Genomic DNA, 24,217 nt, shown 5'->3' on the forward strand with positions numbered 1-24,217 from the left:
TAATTTTGGAAAAATTATGGAGTCCGGGCAAGTTGATGATTACAGGAGAATATCTTGTAATCAAAGGTGCAAAAGCCTTAGCAGTACCAACGGTTTTAGGGCAACAACTACAATTCTCTCATGACAGAAGGCGAAGATCCAAAATGATCAACTGGGTTTCAATGACCTCGGGCGATGTAATCTGGTATTCCAATCAATTCGATATTGAACACGATTTTGAAGCAGCTGAACAAAAAGGCAGCGGCAGAACCGAATTTATCCAAAGTCTATTGAAAGCCATCCACAATGCCAAACCTGATTTTTTTAAAGAGCATGGTGTTTATACTTTTAAAACTTTTATGGACTTTGATCCCGGTTGGGGACTTGGCAGTAGTGCTTCACTGATTGTCAACCTGGCGATGCTTACCGACCTGCAACCCTTTGAATTGGTTTTTCAGTCCACACTCAATCAAGGCAGCGGTTATGATATTGCAACCAGTTTAATGGGCAAACCCATTATCTATTTTATTGAAGAAGATATGTACCATTGGGCAGAACCGGTGGAATTGTCTTGGAAAAGATTTGCTCATAAATGCAGGTTAATTTACCTCAATCGCAAACAAGATAGCAATGTAGAGATTACACGATTCAAAAGTCGTTGGAGCAAAGATGAGGAGCATAATGTTATAGAGGAAATAAGCAATATAAGCGAGAAACTCATTTCTGTAACAGACTATAAAGAATTTACGCAATTACTCAATAAACATGAGCTCATTATGTCTGAAGTTTTGAAAAGCAAATGCATAAAAGACGAACTTTTCACAGACTTTGATGGAGTTATTAAGTCTCTTGGCGCATGGGGCGGAGACTTTATTTTGGCTTGTTCTAACACAGATACCGATTATACCGACAACTACTTTATTGAAAAAGGATATCAGACTATTATGGACTTTAGCAAAATGATTGATTACGAATGGAAGTAATAAAGAGTATTCACAAAAGTCCGTCCAATATTGCAATCGTTAAATATTGGGGTAAGAAGGGATTTCAACTACCTGCTAATCCTTCTATCAGTTTTACCCTTGATGACATTTTCACTCAAACTGAAATTATTCTTAAAGACAAAAATACTCGTGAAGATTTTGAGATAGTATTTTTCTTTGAAGGCAAACCCAAACCTACATTTTTGCCAAAGATTATCAAGTTCTTTAAGTCTATAAGCCAAAATTTTTCTTGGTTAAAAAAATATTGCATTGAGATTCATTCTCACAACAATTTTCCTTATGGGACGGGCATTGCATCGAGTGCATCATCTATGAGTGCATTGGCGTTGTGCATCATGGATTTAGACCAAAAAATTTCAGGTGTTAACTTATCGAAAAATGATTTTTTGCAAAAAGCATCTTTTTATAGTAGAATAGGTTCCGGGAGTGCGTGCAGGTCAATTTATGGGGGATTTACAGAATGGGGCAAACACGCTGAAATTCTTAACAGTAGCGATGAATACGCTATCCCCTTACAAGACATTCATAGAGATTTCTTGCAAATAAAAGACACCGTCTTACTGATAGAAAATGCCGAGAAAAGCGTATCCAGCAGCAAAGGGCACGAAATGCTTAATCAACATTGGTATGCAAGTAAACGATATGAACAAGGATTTGAACAAACATTAAACCTATATAAAGCCTTGCAGAATGGCGACATTCATACATTTGGACAAATCGCAGAACAAGAGGCTTTAACCCTTCATGCCATGATGCTTACTTCAAAAAATGGATATTTTTTGATTCAACCCAATACTTTAAATGTGCTTCAAGCCATTCGAGAGTTCAGAATACAAAGTGGCTTACCTATATATTTCACAATGGATGCAGGTGCCAATGTGCATTTATTATATTTTGAAAAAAATGTTACGGAGATTAGGGATTTTATTGAAAAGAAAATACTGCAATATTGCGCTAACAATGCTTGTATTCATGCCGGCATCTTGGTTTAAATGAACAGGTAAAAAACAAATCTATACACTATTTACAAAACCATACACCTTGTTCGCAAGGTTAATATACAAATGTTCTCATTGAATAAATATATTATCTTTGCAAGCGTTTAATTCAAAAAAACACAATTTGGGAAAGCGTCAAAAAGCGTTGTTTACAGCCAAGATTCTTCTTTTTGGAGAATACGGAATAATTGAAAACTCAATGGGTTTATCCATCCCTTTCAATCATTTTGTTGGGATGCTCAAAACCAAAGAAGATGGACTAAGTGCTGATTCAAGCAGATCCAACCGACATCTTAAGAAGTTTGTAACTTACCTCAAAAGTCTTCATGCATCTAATGAATTACTATTTGATTTAAACATTACAGATCTTGAGACTGATGTAAATGAAGGAATGTATTTTGACTCCAGCATTCCAAGTGGCTTTGGTATTGGCAGTTCAGGAGCATTGTGTGCTTCGATATATGACAAGTATGCTCAGAACAAGATTCCGGCTACTGAGCTACACAATCAATCTATATTAAACCTTAAGGCGGGTTTGGCTCAAATGGAAAGTTTTTTTCATGGCAAGAGTTCCGGTTTAGACCCATTGATTTGTTATTTGAATCTTCCAGTTCTTGTAAGATCGGGTCAGGACATCAGCCCGATTGGCTTACCTGAGCCAAATGAAGCGGGTGAAGGAGCCATTTTTCTTATCAATTCCGGCACACCCGGACAAACCCAAAGTATGGTTACTCTTTTTCTAAAGAAATGTCAAACAGAAGGGTTTCGTAATTTGATTAAAACCGAATTCAAAAAATACAATGATTTGTGTATAGAGGCATTCTTACGCAAGGATTTCAAGCCTTTATTCAGCTCACTCAAAGAACTGTCAAGTCTTGTTTTCGAACATTTTCAACCCATGATTCCCGAAGTATTCAAAAAACTCTGGAAGCAAGGGATAGACACCAACGCTTATTATCTCAAACTCTGCGGCAGTGGCGGTGGCGGCTATATCTTAGGCTTTACAAAAGATTATAAGAATGCGGAGAAATATCTCAAAGATTTTAGTCCTCATATCATCTATAAATTTTAACTACTGCCAAATAATCAATGGATAGCCGGAACATTAAATACCTTAAGGTTCTTGCGCTGATGTCTTCTGTTCGTTGGTATAATATCTTGCTTACAGCAGTTGCGCAATACATCTCTGCCGGCTTTATTTTCAATTCATTTCCCGAAGGTCTGTTTATTATCCTTTTTGACATCAAATTGCATTTGATTGTTTTTTGCACTTTGTTGATTGTTGCAGGTGGTTTTTTGATTAATGATTTTTATGATTTCAAGCATGATATGATTGTTAGACCACATGTAACACTCTTTCAGGAATTTATTTCAAAAGATTTCCGAATCCGGCTTTATGCATGGCTTAATATGATAGCATTGGGGTTGGCACTGTTGGCATCACTCAAACTTTTTCTGTATTTTTTATTTTTAGCATTTGCACTATGGGTTTATTCACACAAACTCAAAAAATATCCCTTGGTTAAGGAAGTTTCCTCGTCCCTGCTTACTGTTTCTTGCTTTTTCAGTGTAGGAATGCATTATGGAGTTGTATATTGGGATGTATTGGCATTTGGCGTGTATTTTACAATGCTTTTGTTTACCCGCTCTATTATTAAAGGTCAGGAGGAGGTAAAGGCTGATATTGCCCTGCAACGCAACAGTATTGCGGGTATTCTGGGCGATGACAGAACAAGGCTTGTAATTAATGTTTCTATTCTCATACAACTTATTTATTCAGGATTGCTTTATTTAAAATTTTATCCTGCACTTTGGCTTTTCTATATTTTCTTCTCAAACATCATTCTGTTCGGAGTGCTCATAGGTTTGCAAAAACTGAGACAAGGGGAATTTTATATTTTGAATTTTGTATTTAAAATCCTGATTATTTTAGGCACTTTAAATCTAATGTTTTTCTGATTGTTGCGAAATACGGCTAAAGATATGGCAACAATTCCTCTAATTTCATCCCTCGCGAGCCTTTCACAAGTATAGTGTTACCACAGACTTGATTATTTCTAAAATATTCAATCAAATCTGCTGTGTTTTCAAAACTATCGGCTGTATGATTAACTTTACAAAACTCCTTTCCAACGGTAATCACTTTGTCAAATCCCGCCTTTTGTGCCATCTCAAATATAGATTGATGCTCAGAGGGTGCAAAATCACCTAATTCAAACATATCGCCCAAAATGGCGATTTTTTTATCCGCTTTGACTGATTGCAATGTATGTATAGCCACCTCCATACTGCTTGGATTTGCATTATACGCATCCAAGAAAATCAAATTTTTATCTGTCTTTCGCCATTCTGAGCGCATATTTCCGGGTTTGTAGGACGCAATAGCTTCAGCTATTTTGAGTTCATTAATACCAAAATAAAGCCCCACAGCTCTGGCAGCAGCCATATTTACAAGGTTATGCAGCCCTGCAAGATGTGATTTGAAAGAAATGTCAGTTTTGCTCTTAGCAATAATTTCAGGGGCAAGTTGTTCATGAGTTAAGTCAGTAATCGAATACTCTACCTTATTTTTCAGTCTTTTGGACATGCTCGCCAACCAAGTATCATCATGATTGACAAATGCTGTTCCATCGTGCCGGACAAGGTATTGATAGAGGTAACTTTCTTCGTGAGCTACTGCTTCAATACTTCCAAAACCTTCCAAATGCTCCTTGCCAATATTTGTAATAAGTCCACAATCAGGATGACAAATATTACAAAGTTGTTCAATATCACCTTTTTGATTTGTGCCCAATTCTACCAAAACAATTTCAGTATCAACCGGCATTGATAACAATGTAAGAGGTACGCCAATATGGTTATTAAAATTTCCGGGGGTAGCGTGCATTTTATATTGTGTTTCTAATACTTTTTTTAAGAGTTCTTTGGTTGTGGTTTTGCCATTGCTTCCTCCAATCCCCAAAACCTTAGCTTTGCATTGATGGCGATGATATAGTGCAAGATTTTGTAAAGTGGTCAATACATCCTCGACCAATATTACTTTATCACTTTCAAAATCGGGATGTTCATCTCCGACAACCCATGACGCTCCTTGTTCCAATGCTTGTCTCAGAAATTTATTTCCATTAAATCCGGGTCCTTTCAGTGCAAAAAACAAAGCACCTTCTATAGGTTTACGAGTGTCGGTATAAACCTGAAAGTGAGAATCTAGGTAGTATGAATAAAGTAAATCCATTTTCACCGCACAAGATTAATCATTATTTTCTCTATCTTTGTGTTTATGAAAAAGCATATATTAACAATTACCACAATAGTAGTGCTAAATATCATGATATTTTGCTTTCATAATGCAGAAGCCCAAGTTAGCAGCGATATAAGACTCTACTATTCTGATTCATTACAATTCAAAACTGAAGGAAAGACCTTAGTTAACCCATTTATTGGAGGATTTAACCTACCGGTGTTCAGTCAGGTTGACCTCAACAATGACGGCAAACCCGACATAGTTGTCTTTGACCGTTCGGGAGGTGTAACATTAACCTTTATCAACACAGGTATTGCGAACAACTACAATTACGAATACGCGCCTCAATTTGAATATTTGTTTAATGATATTAATACCAACGCTTTTATACTTTTCAGAGACTTCAACCAAGACGGTAAACCTGACTTATTTACATTGGAGGGAGGTTCCAACAGATTCAGGGTGTATATGAATACAACCCAAGCTTCTGATTCAATTATCAGACTTAGAAAAATGGGTGATATTTACCACCTACATAATACAGGGTCTTCACTCATTTTGGGAGGTCGTTTAGCCGATTTGCCCATAATAGATGATTTAGATCAAGACGGAGATTTGGATTACGTCAAGTATGATGACTCTTATAACACACTTGTACTGTATATAAATGAGCAAGTTGAGAAAGGTTTACCAAACGACACCTTTGCCTTCAAATTAGGCGATTTATGCTTTGGCGGCTTTCGTGAAACCTTTGGCGATGTAAACGGGATTATCTTAAGTTGTAATCGTATCTATTTCCCAAACTATCGCAGAGAAGACGTGGATAGAAGACATGGCGGAGGCAGCTCACTACTGTCAATAGATTTGGACAATGACGGGGACAAAGAACTCATTATGGGAAATTCCTCTTTTGAGAATCTTATCATGTTGAAAAATGGCAAAAAGGAATTGGGCATAAACTACGATACCATGATTGCTTATTCACCATATTTCCCTAATAATGACGGAGATGAAGCAAAATTCAAATACATGCCGGCACTCTACCATTTTGATGTAGATGGGGATGGGGAAAAAGACATTATTGCATCAACCTATTTTATGACCGACCCTAAATATGGTACACATCCTATTTTTTCGGACAATACATGGTTCCTTAAAAATGAAGGTAGCGATGAAGCTCCTTATTTTAGAATTAAAAGCAAAAATTTTCTTACCCAAGAGTCCATTGACTTAGGTGCAAATGTCAGCCCTGTTTTCTGGGATATTAACAAAGACGGGCTGATTGACTTGTTGGTTGCAGTTGAGCCAGATACCGTTAAGGAACCTTCCATTAATTATACTCGACTATATAGATACAACAATATTGGAACTTCACAACTTCCTGTGTATGAATTAGTAGATACAGATTTTGCAGATTTCAGCAGTTTTAAACAAATGGGAGTTACCATTGCCATTGGAGATATGGATAATGACGGACTTGAAGACATGGTGGTAGGAAATATCGAAGGCAAAATACTGTTCTTCAAGAATACATCCCTCAACGACTCAGTAAACAACCCTACTTTTTTACTTAAAACTAACAACCTTCTAGGCGAATCTGTTGGCAGTTATGCCGCACCGGCTATTTTTGATTACAGTCAAGATGGCAAACCGGATTTAGTTATTGGAAAATATGACGGTTATTTTGCATATTACAAAAACACTTCTACCGGCTCAGACCCTTTATTCACAAAGATTACAGACAAATTGGGTAATGCACGTTCAAATTTATATCTATCAGACCCGCCCATATATGATGCAATCGGCATGTCTGCTCCATTGTTTTATGATTTTGAAGGTGATGGAAAACCCGAGTTAATTTCCGGTTCAAACTCCGGTCATCTAAAAATGTGGTATATTTCGTATGACCCATTCTATACTTTCCCTGAAATCACTAACTTTTACGGATTAGTCAATGCCAATAGTGACACTGCATGGGGTGTAAGATTAGGTGCTAATTCTAAAATTGCAATTGCCAAGCTCAGAGACAGTTCGACAGCTGATGTACTGATTGGTACAAATAGAGGTGGGTTTAAGTTTTTGAGTTCAAGAGCAGAAATTAAAAAACTCAATATACAAGATGTACCTGCCACAACATATAAGTTGAACGTATATCCCAATCCTAACAAAGGCGAATTCATGATAGAAATCCCTGTTGCATTATCCGAACGCGTTTTAAAAATCAGCATTCATGATTACACCGGACGTGTGGTAAAAACGCTAAATTTCAATAAATACACTGACAATATTGTAAAAATGGAAGTATCCGAGGGGATTTACATTGGCACGATTAGCGACCAAACCGGAATGATTTTGGGTACATGCAAAATTATAATTGCCGACTAAGTTAGTTGAATCCGGGAATCACACAATGCGAGTTCATCCTCTCTGTTGCCCGCAACCACCAACGTCCTTTCGCTTAGATTGTCTAAAATTATTTTGCTAGTTAACTCAATCCCTTCTGTATCCATATTTGAAAAAGGCTCGTCCAGTATAAGCACTTGAGATTTTGTCAAAATAGCCAGCAAGAGTTTAAGTCTATTGAGCCAACCTGCCGACAGTTGATTGATTTTTTTAGAGAATAGATTTTGAGAGAACACATTATTTAAAACCTCGTAGTATTGGTCATGAATGGGCTCTCTGAATTTGAAATGGTAATATATGGCATCTGCTACAGTTAAATCATCAAATAATTGCTGCTGAATACCTGCAAGTGCAAAATCCTTGTAATCAATGGTTAATTTTTCACCCTTGTCACTTAACCAATAGACTTCTCCTAAGTCAGGCTTGGTATATCCCATCAAAATTTTAATTAGCGTGGTTTTGCCTGAACCGTTTTTCCCAATGATTGCAACTTTATCACCAAGATTCAAGGAAAAACTTTTATCTCTGAACAGGATTTTACCTTGGTACGACTTGGTTATTTTATCTACTACTAACTGCATTACATGCGTTTAGAAGAATATCCTCTCATAATACCCCCTTCCGATTCTCTGATAAATTGCAAAATTTCATCTCTCTCGGGACTGACAGGCTTCTCATTTTCAATAATAGCGAGTGCCTTTTGAGTATTATTGCCTCGCAAATAGAGCGTTCGGTAAATATCCTGAATCTCATTAATTTTTTCAGAAGCAAAACCTCTGCGTCTCAGCCCCACCGAATTCACACCTTCATAAGCAACAGGTTGGCGACCGGCTTTGGTATAGGGAGGCACGTCTTTTCTGACCATACAACCTCCGGCTATCATCACGTGCTGTCCAATATGGACAAACTGGTAAACAGCACTCATGCCACCAATAATAACAAAATCTGCAATTACAACATGCCCTGCTAATTGTACGGTATTAGCCAAAATACAGTTATTTCCAACAATACAATCATGCGCCACATGCGAATATGCCATCAATAAACAGTTACTTCCCACTTCTGTTCTACCTAATGCCGTTGTACCTTTATTAACAGTGGCACATTCTCTAACAATGGTATTATCTCCAATAATAGCATAGGTTTCTTCACCATTATATTTTAAATCTTGAGGTATTGCACCGATAGAAGCTCCCGGGAATATTTTGCAATTTTTCCCGATTCTGGAACCGGGGAAAATAACAGCTCCCGACATAATATGTGTTCCTGCTCCAATCTCAACGTCTCTATGAATGGTTACAAAAGGATCTATAACTACATTATCATCAATATTTGCTTGCGGATGAACATACGCTAAAGGTTGTATCATAATGGTATCGTATTAGATTTTATACATTTGTTTTATTGTCTTCCCCTAATGATTTAGATAATTGCTTTTCAACAAAACAGGTTTATTTAGTTTTTACAACCTGCGCCATCATTTCAGATTCGCATACAAGTTTTTCTCCTACCCATGCCCTTCCCTTCATTTGACAAATCCCTCTTCTTACAGGCTCTGTTAGTTCAAGTTTAAGTATGAGTGTATCTCCCGGCACAACCTTCTCTTTGAATTTAGCATTTTCGATTTTGAGAAAATAAGTACCATAGCTCTCAGGGTCTTCCTTGTCTCCCAGAATTAAAATACCACCTGCTTGAGCCATCGTTTCAATTAAGAGTACTCCGGGATAGATTGGGTCTCCGGGAAAATGTCCTTGAAAGAAATATTGGTCTGCACTCACATTTTTTACAGCAATCACAGTAGTAGCATCCATTCTCAGCACTTTGTCAACCAATAAAAAAGGATGTTTGTGGGGCAGAATCCTCATAATATCTTTATGGTCTAAAAGCGGTTTTTCGGAAGGATTATAATAAGGCACTTCGGTCAATGCTCTTTTTTCAATTCTTTTCATTTCTGCCTTAATTTTTTTTGCAAAGGCAACATTGGATGCGTGTCCGGGTCTGGCAGCCATGATTTGTGCTTTGAGCGGCTTACCCACCAAAGCTAAATCTCCAATCAAATCGAGCAACTTGTGACGTGCTGGTTCATTTTGGAATCTCAAATCAAGATTATTTAAAATTCCTTCCTTTTTAACTTCAATTTTATCCTTATTAAAAAGTTTGGCAAGATTATTAAGTTCTTCTTGTTCAACGGGTCTATCAACAATTACAATCGCATTATCCAAGCTTCCGCCTTTGACAAGATTGGCTTTTGCCATAGCTTCAATTTCATGCAGGAAACAAAATGTTCTGCAAGGTCCTATTTCTCTTCTAAATTCTTTGAGCCCGGTGATAGTGGCATGTTGGGTTCCCAATATATGCGAGTTATAATCTACCATTACAGTAAGACGATAGCTATCCAAAGGCATTGCTACCATCTCGACTTTGTTATTTGTATCATTATAATGAATATTTTGGGGTATTTCAAAATATTCTCTGTCTTCTGCAAGTTCAATAATACCAATTTTATCAATAGCCTCAATGAGCAGTCTGGCACTTCCGTCCAAAATCGGGCATTCAGGTCCATCAACCTCAATCAGACAGTTGTCTATCTCCAAGCCAACCAACGTAGCCAGCGTATGTTCAACAGTCGCAATACGTGCACCGTTTTCCTCAAGTGTTGTTCCTCGTGCGGTTTCCACCACCAAGTCGCAATTTGCATCAATAATAGGCTGACCCGGCAAATCCACACGTTTGAATTTATAGCCAAAATTAGCTTCAGCAGGATTCAAAACCAAAGTAGCTTCTTTTCCTGTGTGCAAACCAATTCCTGAAAGTGTAACCTTCCCTGCAAGTGTTGTCTGTTTTGGGTTCATTTTACCTTTGTAGTAAGTTCTTTAATAATATTTTCAAGTTGTCTGACTCTTTCTTCGAGTTTGGGCAAATTTTTGGATATTACCATTGCTTTCAAATTATCTTTCAATGGCATAATAGGCGTACCCATCCAGTCTTTGCCTTCTTCATGAATAGAAGCCGGCACTCCGGATTGGGCACCAAATCTTGATTTGTTGGCAATTTGAATATGACCTGCAAACCCGACTTGTCCTCCTACCATACAATAGTTGCCCAATGTAGTGCTTCCTGACACACCTGTTTGACCGGCAATTACATTGTGCTTGCCAATTTTTACATTATGAGCAATATGTACAAGATTGTCCAATTTAGTTCCGTCCTCAATACGTGTTTCACCCAATGTAGCTCTGTCAATTGCGCAATTAGCACCAATTTCCACATGATTTCCTATCACAACTCTACCCACTTGTGGGATTTTTGCATAAGACCCATCGGGCAATGGAGCATGTCCGAAACCATCAGAGCCAATAACTGTTCCGGAATGGATGATACAATGCTCTCCTATTTCTGTTTCATCATAAAGGGATACTCCCGGAAAAATAATCGTATTTCTACCTATTTTTACATTCTTCCCAATAAAAACATGAGGATAAATCTGAACATTTTCGTCAAGGACGGCAGCTTCTGAAATATAACTAAAAGAGCCTATATAGCATGAAGAAGCTATTCGGGTGTTTTTATGGATAAAGGTCTGTTCTTCAATTCCTATGCGAAATTGCAAAGGGTTAAAGAATCTATCAAGTACCATACAAAAAGCTAAATAAGGGTCTTGAGTACGAATAATGGTAATATCTTCAGGATATTCGCCCAGTTGCAAATCATGATGAACAATAACAGCACCTGCACGAGTTGTTTTGATTTTTTGTATGTATTTGGGGTTTGAAATAAATGAAAGCTTTGTTGCTGTTGCCTCCTCAATACCGGCAACCCCGTCAATAGTCCGGCCTGTTTTCCCTTCTAATTTTCCACCTACCAGAGAAACTATATCTTCAATTGACGGGTTGTTCATATAGGGCACGAAAATAGGCGATTAGAAGTTAATTTTTTATTATTCCGTTTGTTTAAATGAATTTCTAATTCATGTTTAAGCAAAAATACTGCGCAAAGCTTTAACTTTTCACATAATGATAAATAGCCAAAGAACTTATAGTTTTGCCAACCAATAAAAAACGAGCTTACTCTCTTTTACACATCCAATATATACAAATCGCGTTGCCGCACAAATGTCTTTCCTCATTAAATACAGTTATATATTTCTGCTCTACCCTATTTTTATTTTATGGTATGTGGTTACTCAGGATACATCCGCGTATTTCTTACCTGAAAGGTTAATTTTTCTGCATCTCCTACTCTATTCCATTGCATTTTTTCTTCCGTTTAGAGCAGTCAAGTTTGTTTATATACTCATTATTTATTTGTTGAACCTGACCCTGATTTTCTTTGAGGCAGGATATATGTATTTATATAAAGACGAACTGACATCTTCAGTAATATTTATCCTATTGGAGACCAATGTGTCAGAAGCCCGAGAATATCTTCACGTCTATTTTACGTCACCCGTTATTCGTCTCCTATTGATTTTCTTAATCCCATCGATTATGATTCTATGGTCGGTGAACAGAGCCATATACCGCTTTTCTGCTAAATCATACGCCTATGATATCGTTCAGTTAACTAAGAAATCCGGGCAACTATTAAAATGGGGTATCACAATTAAACATTCGATATTTTCGTCTATATCTGTCTATTTTCAAAACATAGCCAAGCATATTGTCTCACATGGTATTTTTTATAAATGGACAATTGCTTTTACAGTCTTCGTATCCGCACTGTTTATTTATATTAAAGCTGAGCATTTCAAACATCATATTCTTTATGCAATGGAAGACGGGTATGAACAATACAAGCAAGAGATTCAGAAATACAAGAATTTTTTAAATAATTCCCAAAACAGTCCTTACATAAAGTCAGTCAAGAAAGAGGATAATGACAAACACCAGACACTCATTGTTGTAATAGGTGAATCGACCACCAAACTTCACATGGGCTTATATGGATACTACCGTAACACAAGCCCGAATCTCAAAGCACTTGGCAAACAAATCATTAGTTTTAATGATGTAATAAGCCCGCATTCACATACTATAGAATCTTTAGAAAAAGTGCTGACCTTTGGTTCCACAGACAATCCAAATGACAAAGAAAAAGGAACAGTAATACAATTAGCACAAGCGGCAGGATATAAAACATATTGGATTTCCAACCAAAACCCCATTGGCGCATACGAAACACTTCTCACCATGATAGCAAAAACTGCCGATCAGAGCTATTTCATAAATATGGGCAGCACTACCGAGCAGAAAAACTATTATAAAGAATCTTATGATGAAAAACTCTTTCCATTCATAGATAAGGCACTGAGCGAACCGGAACCTAAGAAAATTATTTTCGTTCACCTTTATGGAACTCATGCACTTTATAGTGCAAGATATCCCGCAAAGTATAATATTTTCACAGATCAACCGCACACCAAGTATCCGTCAGAGCGTGCTACAGACGCCATTAATACTTATGACAATGCAGTACTTTACAATGACTTTGTAATAAGCCATATTATTAATATGCTAAAAGAACAAGGGAAGGGCAGCGATCAACAGTTAATCTATTTTTCAGACCATGGAGAAGAAGTCTTTCAATCCATGAATTTTGAGGGACATACTGAATCTATCGGAACTTATCCAATGTTTCAAATCCCTTTTATTTATTGGACCAATCAACAAAATAGACTGAATGCATTTGAGCCATATCGAGATAGAAGTTATATGATAGATAACCTAATATATTCTATTGCAGATTTATTGAACATTAAGTTTAGTGGTCGAGACGACCACAAAAGTCTTTTTAGTCCGCAATATGAACCTCGTAAACGTATAGTGAAACACAACATTGATTTCGATAAAGAGATAAAGCCATGAATAAAAAAGTAATATTTACCATTTTAGCAGTACTGACAATAGGTATGCTCGCCTATAGAGCAAAGGAATATATAGAGTATAAAGTAAATAACATGATTGCTTCAGGAGAACTCATTGATAAATATTACACTAAGGTTATTCAAGACAAAATATGGGTACACAGGGTAAACAGCATAGAAAGATTGAAAGAAACCAGTCCTCTTTATAGTGGCGTAGAAGTGGACATTTTATATATACCGGAAAAAAATAATTTTGATGTTTCGCACCCTCCCGCAGGTTCAACCGGTATAACATTATTTGACTATTTAAAATCAAACCCTGATACAAGTACGAAATTTTGGCTTGATTTCAAAAACCTTGATAGTACCAATTTTTCAGATGCTTTAAAAAGACTAACTTATATCTGTCAAGATTTAGCATTAAGCAAAGACAAGTTTATTGTCGAATCCAACCAGACCAAAGAACTCCAAGCATTCACAGATTCCGGGTTCTTCACCAGCTATTACTTACATTATCCCGGCTTATATACCCTCTCCGAGGAGGATTTGCAAATTGAGTTAGATAAAATCCGCAAAGGGATGCAATATGAAACCACCTATATATCGGCTCCGTTTCATGACTATGAAATTTTGAGAAAGTATTTTCCGGACAAAGAGAAATTGCTATGGATGGCAGAAAGTAAATTAAAATTCAGAGACAATATGCAACAGAGTTTGTATGCCTTGAAAGTTGCCAGCGATCCAAAGGTAAAAGTGATTCTTTATTGGGTGGAAATGGACACGCCTATTTTGTAGTCACCACACTGTCAGATGATATGGTTTCAGAACAACCTTCTGATAATGTCTTCAACAGACACCCCTTCAGCTTCAGCTTTGTAATTCTTCACTATTCTATGTCTAAGTACATTGAAGGCAACCGCTTGGACATCCTCCACGTCTGGCGAAATTCTACCCTTCATCAAAGCATGACATTTGGCACCCAAAACTAAGTATTGTCCGGCTCTTGGACCTGCACCAAAGGAAACATACTCTTTGACAAAATCAGGTGCCTTAGTATTACCGGGTCTGGTTTTGGCAACTAATGCAACTGCATATTCAACTACATTATCCGCAATCGGAACCTGTCTTACAAGAGATTGAAAAGCTAAAATCCGTTCTGCATTTGCAATTTTATTGACCTGTACTTTCAAGTCAGATGTAGTTTCTTTGATAATTCTAATCTCTTCATCAAAAGACGGATAGTCCAAAATAATATTGAACATAAACCTATCAAGCTGTGCTTCCGGCAATGGATAAGTACCTTCTTGTTCAATGGGATTCTGTGTTGCAAGAACAAAAAATGGCAAAGGCAAAGCATAGGTTTTTCCTGCAGCAGTTACATTCTTTTCCTGCATAGCTTCCAACAAAGCTGCTTGGGTTTTGGGCGGTGTTCTATTTATTTCATCAGCAAGGACTATATTAGCAAAAACAGGTCCTTGTATATACTTAAACACCCGGCTTTCATCCAATATTTCCGAACCTGTAATATCCGAAGGCATAAGATCAGGCGTAAACTGAATACGATTAAAGCTTAAATCCAATGATTCTGCAATTGTTTTTATGAGCAATGTTTTAGCTAAACCCGGCACTCCTACTAATAAGCAATGTCCGTTGCTGAAGATAGAAGTTAAAACTGCCTCAACAACTTGTTCTTGTCCAACTATAATTTTCCCAATTTCTTGTTTTAGACTTTGTATTGTCTCACCAAACTCTTGTACTAACTCCACCTTGTTTGTCATTGTTCTTTTCTATCTTTATTATTCCACTTATCAATAAAATCACATTTCAGATATTCGTCATTGATATCAACATACATAGTCTTGATTTTTTTCATTACCCATTGTTGCATTACTTCTTCGCGTTTTTGTTCGAGAGCTGTAAATTGAATCTTAGGGTAATCATCGTTCAGATTAGCACGATGTGGCATTATTTCACTTTTCAGATAAAATAGTCTAATGCCTTTTGTTCCATCCGGAAGATCTATCACTTCTGACTGAGAGATTTGTCCCGGCTTTAACTTTGATATAACGTTAGACATTTGATTGTCAATATATTCAATTGAAATTTTTGTTGAACCGGTTTGCGGGTCATTAAACATTCCGCATGTTCTTCTGGTATCATCATCTTCCGAAAATTTAGTAGCTAATTCACAAAAACTTGAAGGGTCCTCAATAAAAGCGTTCCTGATACTGTCTGAAAGTTTTATTGCATCTTGAATATCATAAGAAGTTACTTTGGGTCTAACCAAAATATGCAGACATATTACTCTTTCACCACGTCTTTCAATAAGTTTAATGATATGGAATCCAAACTTGGTTTCAATAATAGGAGAAATACTGTCTTTTTGCAGTTTAAATGCAGCCCTTTCAAATTCCGGCACCATGTCTCCTCTTCCAAATTCGCCTAAACTTCCGCCTCTTTCGGCAGAATATCTATCCTCACTGAAATTACGCGCCATTTTAGCAAAATCGGCACCACGCAGAACAATATCCTCGCGTATTTTTTTGATGGATTCCAGTGCATATTCACGCGCTAAATCAGATGCTTGCGGTTTGATAACGATTTGTCCTATCTCAAATTCAGCTTTGATAAGCGGAATACTGTCTTTGGGTATTTTGTTAAAATATTCTCTAACCTCACTCGGACTCACTTTTAAGTCTCCGGTTATCTTAGCTTCCATAGAGCGCGAAAGCAACTGTGCTCTCATCTTCGGTCTCATCTCCTTTTTGTATTCTGTCAGCGATTTGCCCAGATATTCCTCCAACTTTTTTTCTCCACCCATCTGAGCTGCAAAATATCCGAGCCTGCGATTTAATTCATCCTCTACTTGTTCATCAGATACAGGGATACTATCTATTTCCGCTTGATGAATCATAAGTTTTCGTTTGAGAAGTTCTTCAAAAATGACACATTTCATTTCTTCGGTAACAACAGTCCCATCTTGCGCTATTTGTTGAACCTCAGCATCAAATTCGCTCCTGAGCACTACCTGATCTCCAACAACAGCCAATATGAAGTCAGCGAGTTGTCTCGGGTTGTTTTGTCCCTTCATGTTGTGTGTAGATGCAAGCCATAGTGTTAGCACTAACAGCCCCTTTAATATACTTTTCAGTTTAGCCATATTTTTATTTCTCCCGAATTATATGCATCGTGAAGCATGTTTTTGCGCTTGTCCTCAATATACTGTGCCTTTCTTTGCATGATGATATACTTTTTAATATTTTCTTTCTCAAATTCCATGGGCGTAATATTATCCTTAAACTTAAAATCAACAAAAGTAACAAGATATATATAACCGCCTTCTTCCAATTCCACAAAACGGTTATTTTGCAAAAACCGTTCTTGATTATAATTAGAAGATATTGGTATTTCTCTTAGTACATCATCAAAGTATAGCCATGTATTATCAAGAAAGAAATTTTCTGCTTTAGTTTCTGCAAAGATTCTGAGCAGACTGTCGTTGACAATAGAAGTATTCATAATAAGGTTCTTAGCCTTATTGATTTCTTTTGTCGGCAAATTGTGTCGAATTTTGACATAGCGAATCTTCACAATATTTTTTCGTAGTTGGAAATTATCTTTATTAGCTTCATAATAAGCACTAATAGCACTATCGTTCACTAAGGTATCGGAGTAACTGTTCATCCACTCTTTTTCAAGCTCATAAATCATTAAATTGCGTTTGTACTCTTCTATAATCTCATTCAGATGGAGTTCATCATCTTTGACAACCTTTTTGGCATCTTGTAAGAAGAATTGTTCTTCTGTCCATTTCTCAACATAGTGTCTAAGCCTTGTTGCACTGTCACCTTCGAGCGTTAAGTTAAGTTTTTCTTTAGGAATATCCTCCAAATACAATTCAACATCTCCAACTTTAGCCAACAGTTTTTTTTTCTTTCCAAAAGAAAAATTAGAACAGCCGCCAGCTATTAATAAAAGTGAAATTAAAAAAACAGAAAGTGCTCCTTTCACCACGCAAATATAGAATAATCAATCATGAAAAGATAACGTAAAAACTGATAAGTTATAGCATCCAAAAACACTAATAACTATGAAACAACATCATGAAACCGTATCCTGCCAGATAGCCCAACAATGCCAGCCAAGCAATATTTTTAATATACCAGAAAAATGAAATTTTTTCCATACCCATTGCAACCACACCGGCTGCGGAGCCAATGATTAACATACTACCTCCTGTTCCGGCTGCATAAGCAATGAAGTGCCAAATATGTTCATCGACAGGAAAATTAAACATTCCCATGCTGGCTGCAACTAACGGGACATTATCAATAATAGCGGAAGCTGCGCCCAGCAAGAAGACAAACAACTCGTCAGGCATCATCTGCTGAACATTAGTCCCGAATGCATGAATCAAACCCATTGATTCTAATCCGGCAACTGCCATCAAAATGCCCAGAAAAAATAGCACAGAAGGTATTTCGAGCCATGACAATGCTCGCGATGTAGGTGTTGGATGATGTTCCGCCTTATCTAAAATGTGAAGCGATGATTTCTTTTGATGAAAATTAAAATACTCTGCAGCAATAGACACTACTGCGAATGAGAACATCATACCAATATAAGGCGGCAAATGAGTAATAGTTTTAAATAAGGGTACAAAGGCAATCATACCAAGCCCAAGAAAGAACATGATTTTATGATACTTGGAAGCAGGTTTTTCATGCACATTATCAAATTTTCCATTAAAAGCCGGTAAGAAACTTCCTATGACGAGCGGTATAAGAATACTAATAATACTGGGGAGTAACAAATACTCCATCAATTTGACCGCTGTAACTTTTTTTCCTATCCAAAGCATAGTAGTAGTAATGTCTCCGATGGGAGACCATGCACCACCTGCATTTGCAGCAATAATTATAAAACTTGCGTACCAAATTCTATCTTTATTTTCAGGCAATAGTTTTCTGAGTATTGAAATCAAAACAATAGTTGCAGTTAGATTATCGATAATAGCAGAAAGAAAGAATGCCAAGATTGAAATAATCCATAATAATGTTTTCTTATTCCTTGTTGTTACAAAGCTCTTAACTGTACTGAAACCCTCAAAATAGTCAATCAATTCCACAATAGCCATTGCGCCAATCAAAAAAATCAATATTTCGGCCGTCTTCCCAAAGTGATGGAGTAAGGCAGCCCCCATAATTTGCTCCTTTTGTGCATGCACCAATCCGGCAAAGCCATCCAAAATTTTCTCGTTGGGAGAATCGATCCATTCTGCAAGATTGTCAAGCCCAAGTGTGATTACAGACCAAATCAGCACCATCATGAGCAATGCCGGAACTAATTTGTCAATTTTTATGGTGTGTTCCAGGGTAATAGCAACGTAACCAAGAATAAAGATGATTACAACTAAAAGAGTTAATGTCATGATTTTGAACTTTGAATGGGTGCAAAGTTATAATTGAGCAAGTAAAATCATCTAACTCCATGCGTTAATCATGTAAATCACATCTAAATCCAGATAAATGACGAAGTTAATAATATTAGTAACTATGCATCAACAGCATGAAGCCGTATCCTGTCAAATATCCCAGCAATGCTAACCAAGTAATGTTTTTCATAAACCAGAAAAATGAAATTTTTTCCATACCCATAGCTACTACTCCTGCTGCTGAGCCTATTATCAACATACTACCTCCTATTCCTGCGGCAAATGAAATAAAGTGCCAAATATGTTCATCCATCGGGAAGTTAAACATTCCCATGCTGGCTGCAACTAACGGAACATTATCAATAATAGCCGATGCTGCTCCCAGCAAGAAGACAAACAACTCGTTAGGCATCGTCTTTTGAACATGAGACCCAAAAGTATGAATCAATCCCATTGATTCTAATCCGGCAACTGCCATCAAAATACCCAGAAAGAAAAGCACGGAAGGTATTTCAATTCTTGACAATGCGCGTGCTGTTGGTGTTTGGTGATGCTCTGCCTTATCTAATATATGCAATGATGATTTTTTTTGAATTTTATTAAAATATTCTGCTGCAATGGCAACGACAGCAAACGAAAACATCATTCCAATATACGGTGGTAAATGAGTAAGAGATTTAAAGACAGGAACAAAGACAATCATTCCAAGACCTAATATAAGCATTGGTTTGCGGAACTTTGAAACAGACTTTTCTTGTACATTCTCAAAAGTCCCATTAAAAGCCGGCAAGAAGTTGCCAAGTATGAGAGGCACAATGATGCATAATAAACTGGGGATGAAAAGATACTCCATCAGTTTCCCTGCACTAACTTTTTTCCCTATCCAAAGCATAGTCGAAGTAACATCGCCAATGGGAGGCCACGCTCCTCCTGCATTTGCAGCTATAATAATAAACCCGACATACCAGATTCTATCTTTATTCTCCGGCAATAATTTTCTGAGGATTGAGATTAAAACTATAGTGGTGGTTAAATTATCAATAATGGAAGAAAGACAAAATGCTAAAATCGAAATAATCCATAATAAAGTCCTCTTATTTCTTGTTGATATTAAAGTTTTTACCGAACTGAAACCATCAAAATAATCAATCAATTCTATAATAGCCATTGCCCCAATCAAGAAAATTAATATTTCTGCTGTCTCCCCAAAATGATGAAGTAAGGCAGCCCCCACAATTTGTTCCTTTTGCGCATGCACCAATCCCACAAACCCATCCAAAATTTTCTCGTTGGGAGAATCAAACCATTCTGCAAGATTGTCAAGCCCAAGTGTGATGACAGACCAAATCAGCACCATCATGAGTAATGCCGGAATCAATTTGTCAATTTTGAGTTTGTGTTCTAAAGTAATAGCAATGTAGCCGATCACGAAGAAGATTACAACAAGAAGAGACAATGTCATGATTTTTAAGTTTTAAACGGGCGCAAACTTAAATTGACACAAATAAAATTATCTCGCCAAATCCCACTAATTTATCATAGGGGGGCTATGTTATGCAATGTTATTTTTCGGTTAACAAACGGTCAACAACAGCCTGATTGACGTGAACGGGATATTTCACTTTTAGGCTTTCTACCCATTGTTGTTCAAGCAAATTTTGATAATTGCCGGTAACATGTCCTCTCACTTCATCAAGTTCTTTAAAAGATGGTGGCAAGAATTGATTTGCTCGAACAATATATATCATGTCGCCTTCTTTTACATTGAGAAAATAATTGCCTTTCGTTGCCTTCGCATCTGCTTTGTCAAAAAGCATATCAGCAAAACTGTCTTCTCCTTTGCTGAATTTACCTTTCTTAATACTAAGTGCCAGCGGATCTGCCTTTTTATACAGATTAATAATACTGTCATTAGACAAGCCTTTGCTAATCATCGCGATGATTTTCTTTTCTATCTCTTTGTTGGAAGTAATAAAAACAGTTGCGTCAAATCTATCACCCCAACGGTATTGGTCTTTGTTTTTTTGGAAAAACGCTTCCAGACCGGCTGAATCCTGCATACTCTTAGTCCAAATAACTTCATCCATCAGACTAAATAGAAGAATTCCTTCTTTATACTCTTGAAGCAAATACTTGAATTCAGGGTTATAATCTTCTAAATTTTCTTCATAATAGGTCATTAACTTGTTTACCTTGAATTCATTATAATATTTGTTGATAAGACCCGCCTTATCTGCATTTTCAGCCGGACTTTGTACTTGTTCTATAAATTTAGCAAAATCAGCTACTGTTATATTTTTATCGGCAAAAGCATACAACACTTTGCCGGAGTTCTTATCTTCTGAATATTTCCACTTACCTTGTGTTAAAGCGGTGTCCTTAGAAAAACTTTTAATAAATTTCTTTAACACATTGGGTAATTCCGTCAATTTGAGTTCTTTACTTACCCTTTCATACACAACCATGGTGTTTTGCTGAGAACGCGAATCTCGATTAATTTTCTGGGTCAAAGTACCCACCATTTTATCATAAGGTTCTAAGGGTTTCAAATCAACCCTTTTGATAATATGCACTCCATAATCTGTCTTAACGGGAATAGAAATATCTCCATTGTTCTTTAAATCAAATGCCACATCTTTGAATTCTTTAGGATATTGGCTGGTACGCTTAAACCAACCTAACTCCCCACCTGTAGCGGTTGAACTATTGTCTTCCGAATACAGTTTAACCATTTCCTCAAAAGTCTTTTCACCAGATTTAATTCTGCTATAAATACTGTTGGCTTTTTCAATCGCTTGATTTATCTCCTCTTGGGTTGCATTTTGATTCAGTTTAATCATGATATGAGATACTTTAATCTCTCCCATAGAAGGGCGCTTATCGTTTACTTTAAGAATATGATATCCGAAATCTGTCTTAAAGACCGGGCTCACTTCCCCTTTTTTGGTGTTATACGCCATTGATTCAAAAGGATACACCATTTCAAAAGCGGTGAAATATCCCAGCTCTCCTTTGTTATACTTGGCTGAAGGGTCTTCAGAGAATTTTGTAGCAGCAGTCGCAAAATCCATTTTACCGTTTACTATCAAGTTGCGGATACTGTCAAGATATTTGCGCGCTCGTAAGGTATCGAGAGGATTGTCAAAGTTTTTAACCACAATCAAGATGTGGGAAGCATCCACTTCGTATTTCATTCGCTCATAAGCTTCTTGCATTAGATGTTCGGTAACAGATTTATCTGTCAGAAAAGGTTTGGCAATTTGTTTTCTGTACATAGCCAGTTCATTTTTAAAACTTGGCATAGTATCAAATTTTCTGTCATACGCATCTTGAACTTTTAATTTGAAATTTATATAAAGATTCAAGTAATCATTGACATCCTGCTGAGTATATGAACTTTTCGCAGATGATTGATTTTTCAAAAAACCTCTTTTAAATTCATCATAGGATACGGACTTGTTGCCATAAGTAAACACAACTTCATCTTTCTGGCTAAAGGCTGATATGGCAATAAATAATGCCATGATCAACAAATTTATTTTTTTATTATACATTACTCAATATAACTTATAGTTCTCTATTTCTTATTAGGGTCTGCAAACATAAACATGCAATTAGAATTTGCATTAAAAAATTTCGAATTGTTAAACATAAATCATGTGCACAATATCGAAAATCATGCCACTTCAAGCAAATGTAACCCTTCACAACAATCAAAAAAAACAAATAGTTTTGCTGCCTTTCGAACGAACTTTAAAATAAACAACCTTGAAAAAAATTGCACTTCATTGGAAAATTCTTATTGGGCTAACAGCAGGAATTATTTGGGCATTTTCATCCATTGGCTTGGGATTTAACTCATTCACTCAAGATTGGGTATCTCCATTTGGAATCATCTTTTTAAACCTTTTAAAATTAATTGCCATTCCTTTGGTTATGTTCTCCATTATAACCGGAATTGCTGAACTATCTGATTTAACCAAACTCGGCAGAATGGGAACCAAAGCGCTCATTATTTTTGGATTAACAACTTTTATAGCAATTTTTATTGGCTTGGGCGTAGTAAATATATTTGGTCCCGGTAAGACAATTCCACAAGAGCAAAGAGTCAAAAATAGAATCACTTATGAACTATGGACACAAAACACCCCTGACATACTTCCGGTTGACGAACGCAAACTGATGCAAGACCCAAAGTATTCAGAAATTGTTAATCAAATTTCCAAAAGCAACATTGAGAATGCAACCAATCAAAAATTAGAGGATAAAATACAAGTAGCAAAATACACAAAAAAACAATCCCCTCTAACATTCCTTGTGGATATAGTTCCTGACAATATTGTCAATTCTCTATCTAATAACACACTCCTTCTTCAGATTATTTTCTTTTCAGTCCTATTTGGAATTGCCATCAAAAAAATACCTTCTGAATACAGTGAACGACTCACTTTCTTTTTTGGGGGATTAAACCATGTGTATTTAAAAATGGTTGACATTGTCATGTGGTCATCACCATTTTTTGTTTTTAGTTTGATGGCAGGGAATTTGACTGAAATGGCTGCAAACATGCAAGAACTCATTGAGATTCTTTCTGTTTTATTCAAATACAGCTTGGTATTAGTTTGCGGATTAGCAATAATGCTATTTATCATCTACCCAAGTTTATATGCATTTTTCGGTTATCAAAAAGACGAAAGTACAAGCTTTATTACACGTTATATATACTTCTTTAAATCCATGAGCCCCGCTCAATTGCTGGCATTTTCGACTAGTTCAAGTGCGGCAACACTACCGGTTACTATTGAATGTGTTAACAAAAATCTCAATATTTCAAAAGAAACCACAAGTTTCATACTTCCAATCGGAGCCATTGTCAATATGGATGGCACAGCGTTATATCAAGCTGTTGCTATTGTTTTTCTGGCACAGTTGCATTGGATAGACTTAACGATAGCTCAACAAATTACAATTGTTCTCACAACTGCATTAGCTTCCATAGGTGCAGCTTCCATACCCGGTTCCGGTCTGATTATGTTGATTATGGTGCTTCAATCAGTTCATCTCAATCCTGCATGGATAGCAATTATTCTCCCGATTGACAGAATTTTAGATATGTGCAGAACTGTTGTCAATGTTTCAGGCGACTCAGTTACCGCTTCCATAGTTGAAAAATTTGAACAAAAAACAAATAAAATATGCCGTTCGTAAAAAGACAGGAAATTAGCTATAAACGTATCACCGTTTTTAAATATATAAATTCTATATTTGCACACCATATAAAACACAAAGCAA

General features: G+C 36.6%; 19 protein-coding genes. 8 read left to right on the forward strand and 11 right to left on the reverse strand.

What is annotated here, in order from left to right; genetic code table 11:
- Nucleotides 1-5 precede the first annotated feature (5 nt).
- From M9892_00395 to M9892_00410, 4 genes are all read left to right on the forward strand, one after another.
- The gene (locus tag M9892_00395; protein ID MCO5252808.1) at nt 6-962 is read left to right on the forward strand and encodes a GYDIA family GHMP kinase; all 957 of its coding nucleotides are present in this window, start codon (nt 6-8) and stop codon (nt 960-962) included.
- The gene (mvaD, locus tag M9892_00400; protein ID MCO5252809.1) at nt 953-1,975 is read left to right on the forward strand and encodes a diphosphomevalonate decarboxylase; all 1,023 of its coding nucleotides are present in this window, start codon (nt 953-955) and stop codon (nt 1,973-1,975) included. The genes M9892_00395 and mvaD overlap by 10 nt, the downstream gene beginning before the upstream one ends.
- Nucleotides 1,976-2,105: 130 nt before the next feature.
- The gene (locus M9892_00405; protein MCO5252810.1) at nt 2,106-3,053 is read left to right on the forward strand and encodes a mevalonate kinase; all 948 of its coding nucleotides are present in this window, start codon (nt 2,106-2,108) and stop codon (nt 3,051-3,053) included.
- Nucleotides 3,054-3,070: 17 nt separating this feature from the next.
- Nucleotides 3,071-3,940, forward strand: coding sequence for a UbiA family prenyltransferase (locus tag M9892_00410; protein MCO5252811.1), 870 nt, complete (start codon nt 3,071-3,073; stop codon nt 3,938-3,940).
- Nucleotides 3,941-3,956: 16 nt separating this feature from the next.
- On the opposite strand, the gene murF is transcribed toward M9892_00410, so the two are convergent.
- A complete protein-coding gene (gene murF / locus M9892_00415) occupies nt 3,957-5,216 on the reverse strand; it encodes a UDP-N-acetylmuramoyl-tripeptide--D-alanyl-D-alanine ligase (protein MCO5252812.1) in 1,260 nt (419 codons plus the stop codon).
- A gap of 45 nt (nt 5,217-5,261) precedes the next feature.
- On the opposite strand from murF, the gene M9892_00420 reads away from it, so the two are divergent.
- Nucleotides 5,262-7,610 carry a T9SS type A sorting domain-containing protein gene (locus M9892_00420; protein MCO5252813.1) on the forward strand — a complete coding sequence of 783 codons (2,349 nt, stop codon included), beginning with the start codon at nt 5,262-5,264 and terminating at the stop codon, nt 7,608-7,610.
- On the opposite strand, the gene M9892_00425 is transcribed toward M9892_00420, so the two are convergent.
- The 4 genes from M9892_00425 to lpxD form a co-directional block, all read right to left on the reverse strand.
- The gene (locus M9892_00425) at nt 7,607-8,209 is read right to left on the reverse strand and encodes an ATP-binding cassette domain-containing protein (GenBank protein MCO5252814.1); all 603 of its coding nucleotides are present in this window, start codon (nt 8,207-8,209) and stop codon (nt 7,607-7,609) included. The two genes, M9892_00420 and M9892_00425, sit on opposite strands and share 4 nt — an antisense overlap.
- Entirely contained in the window at nt 8,209-8,997 is a 789-nt protein-coding gene (gene lpxA, locus M9892_00430; protein MCO5252815.1) for an acyl-ACP--UDP-N-acetylglucosamine O-acyltransferase, read from the reverse strand. The genes M9892_00425 and lpxA overlap by 1 nt, the downstream gene beginning before the upstream one ends.
- A gap of 82 nt (nt 8,998-9,079) precedes the next feature.
- Nucleotides 9,080-10,480 (reverse strand): bifunctional UDP-3-O-[3-hydroxymyristoyl] N-acetylglucosamine deacetylase/3-hydroxyacyl-ACP dehydratase, encoded by a 1,401-nt coding sequence (locus M9892_00435; protein ID MCO5252816.1) that lies wholly within the window; start codon nt 10,478-10,480, stop codon nt 9,080-9,082.
- Nucleotides 10,477-11,526, reverse strand: coding sequence for a UDP-3-O-(3-hydroxymyristoyl)glucosamine N-acyltransferase (lpxD, locus tag M9892_00440; protein MCO5252817.1), 1,050 nt, complete (start codon nt 11,524-11,526; stop codon nt 10,477-10,479). The genes M9892_00435 and lpxD overlap by 4 nt, the downstream gene beginning before the upstream one ends.
- A gap of 214 nt (nt 11,527-11,740) precedes the next feature.
- On the opposite strand from lpxD, the gene M9892_00445 reads away from it, so the two are divergent.
- Together M9892_00445 and M9892_00450 are read left to right on the forward strand one after the other, a co-directional pair.
- Nucleotides 11,741-13,492, forward strand: a complete 1,752-nt coding sequence (locus M9892_00445; GenBank protein ID MCO5252818.1) for a sulfatase-like hydrolase/transferase — start codon at nt 11,741-11,743, stop codon at nt 13,490-13,492.
- Nucleotides 13,489-14,286, forward strand: a complete 798-nt coding sequence (locus tag M9892_00450) for a hypothetical protein (GenBank protein MCO5252819.1) — start codon at nt 13,489-13,491, stop codon at nt 14,284-14,286. The genes M9892_00445 and M9892_00450 overlap by 4 nt, the downstream gene beginning before the upstream one ends.
- Nucleotides 14,287-14,312: 26 nt before the next feature.
- Here M9892_00450 and M9892_00455 read toward each other — a convergent pair whose 3' ends face one another.
- The 6 genes from M9892_00455 to M9892_00480 all read right to left on the reverse strand — a co-directional run bounded on the left by M9892_00455 (nt 14,313) and on the right by M9892_00480 (nt 22,449).
- Nucleotides 14,313-15,269, reverse strand: coding sequence for a MoxR family ATPase (locus M9892_00455; protein MCO5252820.1), 957 nt, complete (start codon nt 15,267-15,269; stop codon nt 14,313-14,315).
- Nucleotides 15,266-16,651 carry a peptidylprolyl isomerase gene (locus M9892_00460; GenBank protein ID MCO5252821.1) on the reverse strand — a complete coding sequence of 462 codons (1,386 nt, stop codon included), beginning with the start codon at nt 16,649-16,651 and terminating at the stop codon, nt 15,266-15,268. Before M9892_00460 ends, M9892_00455 begins: the two co-directional genes overlap by 4 nt.
- Complete coding sequence (locus M9892_00465; GenBank protein MCO5252822.1) at nt 16,639-17,412, reverse strand: hypothetical protein; 774 nt, start codon at nt 17,410-17,412, stop codon at nt 16,639-16,641. Before M9892_00465 ends, M9892_00460 begins: the two co-directional genes overlap by 13 nt.
- 160 nt (nt 17,413-17,572) lie before the next feature.
- A complete protein-coding gene (nhaD, locus tag M9892_00470; GenBank protein ID MCO5252823.1) occupies nt 17,573-18,922 on the reverse strand; it encodes a sodium:proton antiporter NhaD in 1,350 nt (449 codons plus the stop codon).
- A gap of 115 nt (nt 18,923-19,037) precedes the next feature.
- Nucleotides 19,038-20,381 (reverse strand): sodium:proton antiporter NhaD, encoded by a 1,344-nt coding sequence (gene nhaD, locus M9892_00475; GenBank protein MCO5252824.1) that lies wholly within the window; start codon nt 20,379-20,381, stop codon nt 19,038-19,040.
- Nucleotides 20,382-20,487: 106 nt separating this feature from the next.
- A complete protein-coding gene (locus tag M9892_00480; GenBank protein MCO5252825.1) occupies nt 20,488-22,449 on the reverse strand; it encodes a peptidylprolyl isomerase in 1,962 nt (653 codons plus the stop codon).
- A 244-nt stretch (nt 22,450-22,693) separates the two neighbouring features.
- Here M9892_00480 and M9892_00485 point away from each other — a divergent pair, with 244 nt between their 5' ends.
- On the forward strand, nt 22,694-24,133 hold the full coding sequence (locus M9892_00485; GenBank protein MCO5252826.1) for a dicarboxylate/amino acid:cation symporter: 1,440 nt from the start codon (nt 22,694-22,696) through the stop codon (nt 24,131-24,133).
- Nucleotides 24,134-24,217: the final 84 nt, after the last annotated feature.

This window comes from Bacteroidota bacterium (genome assembly GCA_023957335.1).
Taxonomy (GTDB): domain Bacteria; phylum Bacteroidota; class Bacteroidia; order NS11-12g; family UBA955; genus JALOAG01.